The organism is Aminicella lysinilytica (assembly GCF_004362975.1).
In the GTDB taxonomy this organism is placed as follows: domain Bacteria; phylum Bacillota; class Clostridia; order Peptostreptococcales; family Anaerovoracaceae; genus Aminicella; species Aminicella lysinilytica.
The window spans coordinates 1-12,868 of sequence record NZ_SNXO01000048.1; the positions used below are offsets into that span (position 1 = coordinate 1).

Consider the following 12,868-nt stretch of genomic DNA (forward strand, 5'->3'; position numbering starts at 1 on the left):
TATTTATGCGGTTTGTTCCGCAAATGATGCATACAGTTAGTTTACCACAAAACTGTCATTAATTAAATAAGTAATGGCGTATAGAACCATATAATGGTATAATTATATAAATTGGGTTATTGCTTTAATGTACTGATATATACTTTTCTATGAAAGACATTGGTGGGTGATATTATGGCAACAGATAACATTTCATTTGGAGAAATAAGGAACTTCATCGATATGGCTCCGGGCAATTACATCGTCCATTATGTCGACGGTAAAAAGCTCAGACCCCTGTACTATTCCAGCACTCTGCCGGGAATATTCGGCATGAGCAAAGACACATTTGCCAACATAATTACTGAGGATCTGCTTAACAGCATTCTCAGCAGCGAGCGCGATTATGTGTTTTCAACCGTCTTCGATCAACCCGTTGGCACCAGCAACATCGAATCCGAATTCCGTGCCAATATCAGGAATGAAATACTATGGGTCCACAGTATTTCCAAAGTAATAGGTACATACAAGGAGAAACCGCTCATATTGTCCAATTGCATCAGTTCATCAACTGAAGCGCGCTTCTCCAACGGAGTCCTTGATAACACTGAATCGAGGATCTATATTGTCGACAGAGCTTCCCTCGAGTTGCTGTACATCAGCAATACTGCTCTGGAGCATCTGGCCATTCACCATGATAATCCTTCAGCACCCCGGAAGTGTTATCAGGTTCTTCACGGCTATGACAAGCCATGTAAATCGTGTCATATTCTCCATAATGATGTTCCAAGGCCCGACGGTATCGAGAAATACTATGCTGATATTGACCAATGGACAAGTACCAGAGCAGTACAGTTGCCATGGTGCGGTCACGATGCAGAAGTCATATTCATAGATGACATAACAACTACCAAGAAAATCCAGCTTGCTATACTGGAAAATCAGCAAGCTCTTAACTCCCTGATAAAATCAGCACCGGGCGGATTCATCGTTTGCTCAGCAGACAATGAACATGAAATTTCCTTTACCAGTGAAAACACACTTTCCATGTTAGGGTATACTCCTGACCAGTTCGATACCAAATTCAGAAACAAGTTTTCAAATATGGTATATTATGAGGACAGGCAGGCTATATTAGATGATATAACAACTCAGACAAGGAAACACAATTACTGCACCAATGAATTCAGAATCGAGCGCAGCGATGGCAGCCTTATGTGGGTCCACTGTGAAAGCCACTCTACGACCGATGTGGACGGCAGGCGCAACCTGTTCATAGTTATAGTGGATGTTACTTCTACTATCAATCACAGTTCGGAAATGAGCGCTCATACGGCCGAGCTTGAACAGATAGTCCAGAATATCCCTGCCGGGATCATAGTCTTCCGCAAGAGCGGAAATAAAATAACCGTAGAGACCGCAAACGATTACATAGGAGTAATAGTCCGTGACGACACAAGAGCCATCAGAAATACCACCTATGAAGGTCTGGAGAAATACATCCACCCAGGTGATGTTATTGCTGTGCGAAAAGAAATCAACAAACTCTTTTCAGATGAGCATAGAGCATCATTCTCTTTCCGTTCTCCGGACCACAACTCCAAAGAATACTTTTGGTTGAATATGTCAGCCTACTCAGTTGATCAGCCTGACGGTACACAGATGGCCTACGCTATAATCACAGATGCTACCGAACAAAAGGAAAAAGAGCGTCTGTATAACCAGACTATTTCTGACTACTTCAGATCCAGTCCAGATTCCCTCTGCTCCTACCGTCTCAATCTCACCAGAAATAAATTCATCGGCGGTCAAAGCAAGGCAGCATTCAATGATTCACTGATGGAAGCAACATCAGTACCGGATTTCTATGATAGATTCATAGGCGGTCTGATTCTTGATGCAGATATTTCAGCCTTCCAGACCATTCTCAGCAGTGACCATATGATTACCTTGTTCAAGGATGGCAAGACTTCATATTCCTTGGAATTTCACTACTCTGACGGTCAGGATCTGAGGTGGGCAAATTTCTTTCTGAATCTGCTCCAGAACCCTACAACCAGAGATATCGAAGCCATCATTTTCATCAAGGACATCAACGAGTCCGTCAAGACCCGCAAAGTCATGAACTATGTATCTAAGGCCGAGTGTGTTTTCGTCGCAGTCATCGACGTCAACAAGGGAACCAGATCATTTTACAGTGATAAGTACGGCCCCGCCGATGCAGTTTATCCTACTGCCCCTATGGAATATCGTCAATCTATCATTGCTTTCCAGCAGGACGGACACGACAAGGATCTGGACTTATTATATGAAGATATCGCTCTGCCTCGTGTAATAGAACAATTAACCAAAGACGATGTTTATACTGTACCTTTCGTAAAGATAGCCTTTTCCGGTGAAGAATTCCATGAGCAGTTGAATTTCAGTTATCTGGATGATACTAAAACTGAAATCATAGAGACGAGTGTCGATGTTACGGAGACCTTCAGGCAGCAGAGAAAACAACTAGAAGAACTTAATAACGCCCTGGATGCCGCCGCTAAGGCTAACGCTTCCAAATCAGACTTCCTGTCAAGAGTCAGCCACGATATCAGAACGCCTATGAACGTTATAAGCGGCATGACCAAGTTCGCCCTGGAGGACATAGATGATAAAGCTAAACTCACCGATGATCTTGAGAAAATCAAGATAGCCAATACTTTCCTTTTGAGCCTCATAAGCGACATCCTTGACCTGAGTAAAATCGAAAGCGGCCGCGTCACTATCAAACCTCAGCTATACACATATGCAGATTTCATTTCTAACGTTCGCGGAATGATAGTTCCTCTATGCGAAGATAAGGATCTGAAATTCACCATACACGAACATCATGGTCCGTTCCAGGCTGTAATGATTGATAAAGTCCGCATGAATCAGATAGTATTGAATCTCTTGTCCAACGCGGTCAAATATACGCCGGCAGGCGGATCTGTAGATTTCTATGCGGGCACCAGCGTTGAAGATGATGGGCAGGCAGTGGTCTGCTTTACCGTATCAGATACCGGAATTGGCATGAGCAAAGAATTCCAGACTGAAATGTTCGAGCCTTTTACCCAGAACCGAGACAACTATACTGATGTCATGTCTGAAGAACAAGGCACAGGACTGGGTCTTGCGATAGTAGACAAGCTTACTGAACTGATGAACGGAAAAATATCTGTAGACAGTGAACTGGGCAAAGGCACATCGATTACGGTTACACTAAATGCTGACATCGTTACTTCTGATCCAGAAACCGTATCGACTGGTGTGGACAATGGAATATCAGACACATCCGGCCTTGGCAAATGTCTCCTCTTAGTAGAAGATAACTATCTTAATGCTGAGATCGCAAAGAGGTTGCTTGTAGAAAAAGGTTATGAAGTCGTGACTGTGGAAAATGGAAAAGAAGCCGTTAACGCCTTCATTGAATCACCTGAAGGTAAATTTGCAGCTGTATTGATGGATCTGAGAATGCCTGTAATGAACGGCATGGATGCTACTAAGGAAATCCGTGCTATGGAGCGCGCCGACGCCAAGTCTGTGCCTATCATAGCCATGACAGCAAACGCTTACCATGAAGACATACTCAAATGTCTGGAAGCCGGTATGAACGCTCATGTTTCCAAGCCTATAGAGCCCGACGATCTGTTCAGGATACTGAACGCGAATATTACCGGGTAGATCAGCGTATTTTCTCGAAAATATAGTTATCACAATGACTTTCGGCGAAAGCCCTGTCATCTTCAGTCCTGATGGTCCACCCCAGCAGGGCTGTTTTATTTCCGTCCGCCATTTTTTTCAGGAAAGGCCTGGGCATGTTCTTAATGTCGTAGGCTATAAAATCCGGGTGTGACAAAAAGTTCAACCTGCAATTTTCCAGAAGTCTCTTTACCGGCCCGGGTATATTATCCTTTCCTTTAAAATCATAAGAAAGCTGACCGATAATATATTCCGGGTTCTTTTTTCTCATATATCTTATAGACAGAGGGTTGAATGACTCTATAGCCACATCTCCCTTGTATTCCTGCAATGTCTCGTGGAGTTTCTCTTCTAAAGGCCCTACGTGAACAGATTCGCTCTTAATTTCAATGAGGACAGGGACTCTGCCGTCTACCTCCGCCAGAACATCATCCAGAAGCGGAAGCGTATATTCAGTCCCCATAAGTCTGAAATCCCCAAGCATATCTGACTTCATCCCGGACACATTGAAATTCCTGCCGCATACCCTTTCCGTATTGAAATCATGTAATATAAAGAGTCTGCCATCTGTAGTCAGGTGAACATCCAGTTCCATAGGATGCCCGGCCTCAACTGCCGCCTGAAAGGCGCCCATAGAATTCTCCGGTATGCCCTCTTCAATATTATGAAGGCCCCTGTGTGCAATAGGTCTAGTCAATATCCAGCTGTCCGATTTGATGCGATTCATAAAACTCCTGTGTTTAATAGCAGATGGCGCACTTGGTCAATCCCTTTGCCTTGCAGTACTTGCTTACAGCCACGCCGGCCTTGGCAAACTTCCATTTGGTCTTTGTCGCTGTGACGACTATGTCGCCCATCTTGTCGGTTCGCCAGACCTGTATCTTGCTATCGTACTTTTGGCAGCGCTTGAAAACCTCCACGTTAGGATGATGGTATTTGTGACCATCGGTGCTGACAACTACCTTCTCCGGGTCGAAGCGCTTGATAAAGGCATAGCTTGTGGCATATTTACTGCCATGGTGCGGCAGTTGAAGGATGTCCACATTATGCTGTGCTATGGCTTCCTCAGATCCATCCTCGTTATCGCCGCAGGTAAGTATCTGCAGCTTCCCGTAACTTATATACGATGCCAGGCTGTCTTCATTGTCTGTGGAATAATCATAACTTCTCTGGACGAACTGAAGATATGCTCCGTCGCCACCCTTGAGTTTATCTCCCCTCTTAGGATGATGGAGCGTACAGCCGGTCTCTTTCTTAGCCAGACTCACCACAGTTCTTGCCGTCTTGGTACTGTATTTAGTGTCGCTGGGATAATAGAAATGCTTTACCTTCATTTCTCTGAAAACCGTCTGAAGGCCGCCAACGTGATCGGCGTCAGGATGAGTGGAAATGCAAAATGTGATCGTATTTATATGCATCTTCTTCAGCTTCGCTACCACTGAACTTCCCTTGGACACAGTGCCCCCGTCAATAAGTACTGTACGCCCGCTCGGAAACTTGACAAACAAGCTGTCCCCTGCGCCTACATTGAACCACTCCACTCTCATTTTGCTGGCTCCGAAGGATTCCCATGTCATGAAAGTGCTGGCCACCATAACCATGAGCACCACCAGCAGTCCTTTTCTCAATTTCTTTCTCACTTTACACTCCAATATCACTTAAAAATTATCGATTTATCAGTTTATCCACAGCCACCATCTTGGCGATTATATCCGTCACCAGCTTCTCCATAGTCGAGGCTTTGGAATAGTCGGCCCTGGCAACAAAATTTACTCTGTTGTCTTTCACCAGCTTCTCGGCTATGTCTTTCTTATCTTTGTAAACGGCGATGGAATATCCGCCGTTGATCTTCACAAGTTTCATGCAGGGCACATCGGTCAGTCCGTCGCCTACATATATCATATTTCTGAAAGGTATGCGCCTGTCGTCTTCCGCCTTGAATTCATTCAGGCCGGCGTTGTCTGTAATGTCCATGATGCCCTTGTTTATCCTGAATAAAAACTGGGTCTTGGTGGTGTAATTTACCACGTTTTTCGGCCAGACTGCCACGCCGTTTTCGTCATAATAAAATTCGCAGGCAAATATATCCTTGAATTTATCTTTGATCTCGGAGCCCTCGATGATCTCACGCAGGCCCGAAGAGATAATGTAATGCTCTATGACAGCTCCCTGCTCAGCCCCAATTTTGTTCACCCTGTCGAACCATGTGCTGACGCCGCGGTACAATTCCAGGTCTTTGCCCGAGCTGACGAAATCCTCCCGCCGAATGCTGTGGTGGACCGATCTGGCCTTGTCCAGCATGGTGTACATGTAGGCCAGAATCGGATCCATTTCCGTCCGCTTGGCCATAGCGCCTACCTGACCCCAGAAGTCTGACGGCTCCATGTTGACGCTGGGAATGAAAGTATACTCCTGCATATCCTTGGTGCAGAGAGTCTTATCAAAATCGTACATTAATGCAATTACAGGTTTACTCATTTTTGCCTCGCCTTTCTATGATTCCAGTATAATTACTTGGAAAGCATAAGTCAATAATCTGAAAATAGTTCAAAGCAATTCTTGTTGAATTCCAGAACGCCCTCGTCGCGTAATTTACAGAGTTCTCTTGACATAGCACTGCGGTCTACGGACAGGTAATCTGCCAGTTGCTGGCGGTTGAAAGGGATCTCGAATCGGGACAATCCACTGCGCTGGGATTCTGCCGAAAGATATGTCAGCAATTTCTCTCTTATAGTCCGCTGAGCCATATATTCCATCTTTCTTGTAAGCATGAGATTCTTCTGTGCCGTTACCGCCAGAAGATTGCCGATGAGCCTTGAGTGAAATTCACAGGATGATGGGCATGTGGTCATTATCTTACCGACATCTAGGAACAGTATCTCGCTGTCTTCAACGGCCATGACGTTTACCTCTAGTTCAACTGAATGGAGTTCTGCATAAGTTTCCCCGAATATATCTCCGGTGCCGATTTCTGACAGTATGCTTCTGTTGCCCCAGAAATCCTCCTTAAGTATGTGCACCCGCCCGGAAAGAATTATTCCAACCAGATCCGTAGTGTCACCCGCCCTGTATATCATCTGCCCCTTCTGAAATTTCTTGGACTCAGCAGACAGGCAACCAAGCATGGCATCCATGTCTTCAGCTTCGATGCCGCGAAACAGCCATGTATTTCCAAGCATATTAAAATTTATTTTCATATTCCCTCAATTCCGTTGCATATGCAACCGATTAATTGTGTTAATTATGATATAAAATAAATACAAAGTCAAGAAATACATGATGATGATTAAATCAGGAGGAAATAGAAATGAGAAGAAAAATAATAGAAATCAATGAAGAAAAATGTAACGGTTGCGGCGCTTGTGCAGCAGCCTGCCACGAAGGCGCTATCGGCATGGTCAACGGCAAAGCCAGACTTTTGCGCGATGATTACTGTGACGGACTTGGCGACTGCCTGCCTACCTGCCCCACTGACGCAATACATTTTGTTGAACGCGAAGCTGACGCCTACAACGCAGAAGCCGTAGCAGCCAACAAAGCCGGCCAGGATAATAAGCAGGGCGACACTTTGCCTTGCGGTTGCCCCGGCTCTCAGTCCAAGGCAATACAGCACGAGAACGCCGCCTGTGACTGCAGCGCCGAGCCTGCAACATCCCAGCTTTCCCAGTGGCCAGTACAGATCAAACTTGCCCCGGTAAACGCCCCATACTTTAACAAGGCAAACCTGCTCATAGCCGCCGACTGCACAGCCTACGCCTATGGGAACTTCCATAATGAATTCATCCGCAACCGCGTGACTCTTATCGGCTGTCCTAAGCTTGACGCCGTGGATTATTCAGAAAAGCTCACGACTATCATCCGCGAAAACGATATCAAGAGCGTGACTATCGTACGCATGGAAGTTCCTTGCTGCGGCGGTCTGGAAGCAGCAGTGAAAGCTGCCCTGCAGAACAGCGGCAAATTCATCCCGTGGCAGGTGGTGACTATTTCCACCGACGGAAGGATACTCGACTGATACCGAGGATCGCCACGCCTGTGAAAACGACCGAAAGGATCAGCGCTATAGCTACACTCCACTTGTAATCCCCAGGGCTGGCTACTCCGTTCAAAATATTCATATTGCCGGAAGCCAGGGACAAAGGATTGTAATCATTCGTCTTTGGCGCCAGGGATATGATATACATAATTACCACTACTGCGCCGGTCACTATAAGACTGCCGTAGAAATTCTTGAAGAATGAGCTGGCAGCAGTGACACAGGCTATGAGGAATATGCCGAATATCCAGAGGTACAGAGCGGCGAAGAAAAAGTGACTGCCCTTGCTCTGATCCCAGTAATACTCTGTATATCCATAGGTGATGAGGAAGCAGCACCAGTAAGCGCCCGTCCACATGGTCATAGCAACGGTTACCTTGGAAAGTACCAGGGTGGCCGGTTTCAATCCCTTGGTGAGCATATTCACCAGGGTATTGTTTATGTACTCGTTTGAAATGATACCGGCGAAAATGAGCACCAGAACTACGAGGCCCATCTGCGGTACATTCTTATAGAATTGTGTCCATGAATCCATAGCCGTCGGATCCGCAATATTTATCGTCAGACCTTCGGGCATGAAATTACCCATGATATATGGCAACAGTTTTGCCGTCAGTGGATTCATTATGCCCAGGATCATGAAAACCGCAAACAACACCAGTAGCTTGTATGTCCGAATAAACTCAAGTATTTCTTTGTTCATGAAAACCATATACTGTCTCATTCTACCATCTCCATAAATAATTTTTCCAGGTCGGGCTCAACTACATCCATCCGCAGAGGCATGAGCCCCGCATCGTGAAGTATGTCAATGACCGAGCCTGTTTTGTCCCCTGCCACTACTACGCTGCTGCGGTCCTGCCTGTATGGCCTGTCCAGGCTTTCCAATGCTGCAACAAAACGTGTCCTGTCGCCGGCGCTGCCGAATTCAAGTATGATCTCATTGCTACGGTGACTGCGTTCCAGTTCTTCTATGGAGCCGCTCATTACTATGCGTCCGTGATGGAGAAGGGCCACCTGATCGCAGATGCGCTCCACATCAGTCAGAATATGAGTGGAAAATATCACTGTAGTTTCGCCACCTTGGTCTCTGATTATATCCAGTATATCTCTCCTGCCTGAAGGATCCAAAGCGCTGGTAGGCTCGTCGCATATAAGGATGTCCGGCTCGGCGATGAGGGCCTGAGCTATGCCAAGACGCTGCTTCATGCCGCGGGAATAGTTGGAAATGCGTGTCTTCACATTTCCGATGCCCACCAGATCCAGAAGTTCTGTCGTGCGGGATTTCAACTTGCCGGCTTCTATGCCGCCTATCTTTCCGCAAAGTGTCATATACTCTATGGCATTCATATAGCCATAGAATGAAGGCACGTCGGGAAGATAACCTATAGTCGTGGAGCTTGCGGAGATGTCCTCACCGAAGATCCTGATGCTGCCGCCGTCACCGGCAAGAAGCCCCAGTATGATTTTCATGATTGTAGTCTTCCCTGCTCCGTTTTCTCCCACCAGTCCGAAGATCGACCCTGCGGGCACAGCCATATCCAGGGAATCCAGCACCCTGTGAGTGCCGAAACTCTTAGACAGATTTTCGATATTGATTGCATCCATCATTCCTCACCTCTGCCGAAAACAAAGTACACCACCGGCCCGATTATGGAAACGCAAAGTACTACTATTATCCATATTACTTTGTTTCCGAACCTGTAATTCGGATGCCTGATCACGTGGACCACAGCCGTAATGGCCAGTACCAGCTGAAGTATCAGCAGCGGTATGATGAATGGCAGATACTCACTTGTGATTCCCATGGCTATTCCTCCTTTAGACTGCTCAGTCTTGCTACTATATCCTCGTATCCCTTTGTACCTTTCAGAGCCCCGAAAGCAGGGTTCATGATAACGCTGTCCGCCATGCTGTCTCTGACCAGTTTCTCGCTTCTCGGTGCGTCACCGGACAGATCCAGGGTCTTGATCGACTCGTCCAAAGTATCGAAATACTTATTGCCATGGAGGGAAATCGGCCACTTTACTTTGCAGCAGATGTCTGTGTATTCCGTCAATCTCTGCAGCGCCCCATCCGTGTCGCCTCTGCCTGCCAGTATTGCCGCCGATGACAGCAGATGTATCAACGCCGAATTGAAATTCAGCGATTTTATATCAAAGGTTTCAATCAATCCATCACCCCACCTGATATATTCATCCACTTTTTCAGCGTCCTCGCCAGGCATTGCAATGAGCATATCCACATCACTCAGCAAAAGGATCATGCTCGTATAAATGTCAGACTGCAGCACCATCCTTGCTTTATCAGTTTTCCCAAGAGCCGTGTAAGCCTTGGCCAAAAGACTGGCCCTGGAATCTTTGTCCAAGGGATCAAATCCCTCATCACACAAAAGATCTACTACATCCGCAAACCTGTTCTGCATCATGTATGTCATTGCGAGTATGGACTCGGCCTGCCTGCATAGTCTGGCATCGCCGCTCTCGTCAATGATCCGCCGGCAAAGGTTCGCCATGTAGTCTATGGCCTGCTGCATTTTGTCCGGGGTCCCTGCCAGGTTGCAGTGGTTGAGCAAAAGTATAGCCAGCTGCATCAACAAAGGAAAGCATGAGTAGTATTTCTTCGCGATTTTCTCAATATGTCCGAAGACCGCGTCGAATTCGTCACTGCTGAATTCGTCGCTGATTTCTCTGTACAGTTTTCTGATGTCGGCCGTTGTCATCTGCGGAGAATAATTCATCAGTTCATCTATGCTTATGTTGAAGAATGCCGCCAGTTCCGGCAGCAGAGTCACGTCCGGATAGCTCATGCCGTTTTCCCATTTGGAAACTGAAGCTTTGGATACTCCGGCAAATTCCGCCAGATCCTCCTGCGTTATCTTCCTCGCCTTTCTTTCTCTGCTGATTATCTTTCCAATATTTATCTCGTCCATTTTTCAACCTCCGTTAGTTTGCGGCGTCGACCAAGTCATAACGCCTGCCATATACTAAACCCCTTCTGATACTGCTATTATACCAGCGGCCCTATGTCCATTCAAAGGATTAAAAGGCAATTTAAGTAAAAAAAATCAACCATAGGTTGATTTTTGCATATACTATTCATATCATCCACACCGGCACAATCAGATTCGACCTATCAAAGGCGCTGAGTTTGTCAGCCATGCAAAGTACCGCGCCTGTCCCAAGTTGTAACGAGGACTTGTCTATCACTCTGAAAGTGCGCACAATACGCTTATCAGGCATGGTGGTCTTCTTTATCTCCAGCGGACAAAGCTTTCCATTGGCTTCCATAATGACATCGATTTCTTTAGCATCACGATCACGATAATAGTGAATGTATGGTTCACGACCTGCATTCTGATAACTCTTCATTATTTCAGATACGACGAAATTTTCCAACAGTGCACCATTCATGGCACCAATTTCAGCCACCTCCGGTGAAGACCACCGAGTCAGATAACAGACAAGTCCAGTATCGTAGAAATAGAGTTTAGGTGTCTTGACTGTGCGCTTGAGCACATTGTTGGAATACGGATGAAGCATGAAAATTATACCAAGGGTCTCCAAAATATTAAGCCAATTCTTGCAGGTCCCCTGATCTATTTCGGCATCATTCGCAATTGCCTGGTAATTGACAAGCTGCGAAGCGCGTGCGGCTACGGCGGTGGTAAAGCGCGTAAATTTCAAAGCATCTACCGTCCCTGAAATATCTCGAACATCACGTTCAACATAAGTGGATATATAGGATGAATAGTAAATATCGTGCCCAGCAAAATCACCGCTGACAAGGCCAGGCATACTGCCGTTCCAAAGTCGCGCGAATATTTCTTGTGTTGATGCGGGTTTAATTTTATTACTTTGCTCCAAAAGCGTGTCAAAATCAGTAGTAAATGGTACGCATTCTGCACCGCTGATCTCTCTTTGAGAAAGCGGAGACATATGCAAAAGCGCAACTCGGCCAGCGAGTGACTCCTGCACTCCCCTCATCATGCGAAAAACCTGAGATCCCGTCAGCCAGAAATCCCCTGGGTTGTGGTTCTCATCCACATGTATTTTTATATAGGTAAACAACTCCGGCGCATACTGAACCTCGTCGATCAGCACTGGAGGCTTATGTAGTTGTAAAAACATCTTCGGATCAGTCTTAGCCATCTCTCTCATATTAAGATCATCAAGGGATACATACTCACGTCCTGCGCCCTCTTCTTCTGCAAGCTTTTTCAGCATAGTAGTCTTTCCTGCCTGTCGTGGTCCGGTCAGCAAAATTACTGGCCAACTTTTGCTCAAAGAGAGAACTACATTTTCAATATGCCTTTTTATATACTTCATAATGCACCACCATTTTACATTTGATAATAAGTATTTCATTAATATTATATGCGAAACTAATGCAACAGTCAACGAGAAATTGCGGCTAATGTATGGCTCATCCCAATATTAGCCGCAATATTTAATACTTGTGCCTTTTATCTCATAGCAAGAGATTATTTAGATTTCTCTCTGAATCCTGTATGATACTCCATTTTCTTCTCACTGTATAGCTAAGGCACAAAAATCATTCTATGGCTTTTTCCATGCGCTTTTGTCGTCGCCTGACGGGAGGGCTGTCCTGTGGCATTGTGTAAACGGCCGGGACCGTACGGGCATCGGGGCAGTGCTTTTGCTGGCGGCCGCAGCCGCTCCGGCCTGCTGGCCGTGCCAGACATGTTTTCCAACAAAACGCCATTTCAGGCGCTTCAGAAAAGAACTCGTGCACGATTAGAAGAAAATTCGGGACAAATAGTGCGGATTTAGTCTCGTTGATGAGGAATGAGATTTCTGCAATTCGGAATTGCTTACATGATTACCAATTATTGCCATAAAAAGGCCTGCTGATTCCAACTCATCTTAGGCTGAAGGACTGATTCCGAGAGGAGTTCTTTTTTTAGATGGCGATAATGGCGATATGTTGGAAAACAACTATTTGCGTCGCACGATGCAGGCTGAGATCACCACTCGGTAGGTTGAGGTCACCGCCTTCGCCATCATATTTCTCCCCTCAATCATGACCACCGGCTCAGCCGGTGGTTTGTTTTGGCCCTAGAAGGGCCTGTTACCTGCCACATCTTAAGATGTATTGAAAGGTCCACCAACC

12 protein-coding genes are annotated in these 12,868 nt (G+C 46.0%); 3 read left to right on the forward strand and 9 right to left on the reverse strand.

Annotation, left to right across the window (positions count from 1 at the left end):
• Nucleotides 1–174 precede the first annotated feature (174 nt).
• Nucleotides 175–3,681, forward strand: coding sequence for a PAS domain-containing hybrid sensor histidine kinase/response regulator (locus EV211_RS09580; RefSeq protein ID WP_133529213.1), 3,507 nt, complete (start codon nt 175–177; stop codon nt 3,679–3,681).
• A 1-nt stretch (nt 3,682) separates the two neighbouring features.
• Here EV211_RS09580 and EV211_RS09585 read toward each other — a convergent pair whose 3' ends face one another.
• Genes EV211_RS09585 through EV211_RS09600 form a run of 4 tightly spaced genes read right to left on the reverse strand, consistent with a single transcriptional unit; the run spans nt 3,683 to nt 6,896 of the window.
• Nucleotides 3,683–4,426: a glycerophosphodiester phosphodiesterase family protein gene (locus EV211_RS09585; RefSeq protein ID WP_133529214.1), complete on the reverse strand. Its 744-nt coding sequence runs from the start codon at nt 4,424–4,426 to the stop codon at nt 3,683–3,685.
• 13 nt (nt 4,427–4,439) lie between these two features.
• Nucleotides 4,440–5,339 carry a ComEC/Rec2 family competence protein gene (locus tag EV211_RS09590; RefSeq protein ID WP_133529215.1) on the reverse strand — a complete coding sequence of 300 codons (900 nt, stop codon included), beginning with the start codon at nt 5,337–5,339 and terminating at the stop codon, nt 4,440–4,442.
• Between the two features lie 25 nt (nt 5,340–5,364).
• On the reverse strand, nt 5,365–6,177 hold the full coding sequence (locus EV211_RS09595; RefSeq protein WP_133529216.1) for an HAD family hydrolase: 813 nt from the start codon (nt 6,175–6,177) through the stop codon (nt 5,365–5,367).
• Between the two features lie 50 nt (nt 6,178–6,227).
• Complete coding sequence (locus tag EV211_RS09600; RefSeq protein WP_133529217.1) at nt 6,228–6,896, reverse strand: Crp/Fnr family transcriptional regulator; 669 nt, start codon at nt 6,894–6,896, stop codon at nt 6,228–6,230.
• A gap of 110 nt (nt 6,897–7,006) precedes the next feature.
• On the opposite strand from EV211_RS09600, the gene EV211_RS09605 reads away from it, so the two are divergent.
• Nucleotides 7,007–7,714 (forward strand): ATP-binding protein, encoded by a 708-nt coding sequence (locus EV211_RS09605; protein WP_133529218.1) that lies wholly within the window; start codon nt 7,007–7,009, stop codon nt 7,712–7,714.
• On the opposite strand, the gene EV211_RS09610 is transcribed toward EV211_RS09605, so the two are convergent.
• From EV211_RS09610 to EV211_RS09630, 5 genes are all read right to left on the reverse strand, one after another.
• Nucleotides 7,683–8,459, reverse strand: coding sequence for an ABC transporter permease (locus EV211_RS09610; RefSeq protein ID WP_133529219.1), 777 nt, complete (start codon nt 8,457–8,459; stop codon nt 7,683–7,685). The genes EV211_RS09605 and EV211_RS09610 overlap by 32 nt on opposite strands.
• The gene (locus EV211_RS09615) at nt 8,456–9,346 is read right to left on the reverse strand and encodes an ABC transporter ATP-binding protein (RefSeq protein WP_330564663.1); all 891 of its coding nucleotides are present in this window, start codon (nt 9,344–9,346) and stop codon (nt 8,456–8,458) included. The genes EV211_RS09610 and EV211_RS09615 overlap by 4 nt, the downstream gene beginning before the upstream one ends.
• Nucleotides 9,343–9,543 (reverse strand): PLDc N-terminal domain-containing protein, encoded by a 201-nt coding sequence (locus EV211_RS09620; protein WP_133529220.1) that lies wholly within the window; start codon nt 9,541–9,543, stop codon nt 9,343–9,345. The genes EV211_RS09615 and EV211_RS09620 overlap by 4 nt, the downstream gene beginning before the upstream one ends.
• A gap of 2 nt (nt 9,544–9,545) precedes the next feature.
• The gene (locus tag EV211_RS09625; RefSeq protein WP_133529221.1) at nt 9,546–10,667 is read right to left on the reverse strand and encodes a helix-turn-helix domain-containing protein; all 1,122 of its coding nucleotides are present in this window, start codon (nt 10,665–10,667) and stop codon (nt 9,546–9,548) included.
• A gap of 166 nt (nt 10,668–10,833) precedes the next feature.
• Nucleotides 10,834–12,063 carry an ATP-binding protein gene (locus EV211_RS09630; protein ID WP_133529222.1) on the reverse strand — a complete coding sequence of 410 codons (1,230 nt, stop codon included), beginning with the start codon at nt 12,061–12,063 and terminating at the stop codon, nt 10,834–10,836.
• Between the two features lie 208 nt (nt 12,064–12,271).
• Between EV211_RS09630 and EV211_RS11175 the strand changes: the two genes are divergently transcribed.
• A complete protein-coding gene (locus EV211_RS11175; RefSeq protein ID WP_408608629.1) occupies nt 12,272–12,496 on the forward strand; it encodes a tyrosine-protein phosphatase in 225 nt (74 codons plus the stop codon).
• Nucleotides 12,497–12,868: the final 372 nt, after the last annotated feature.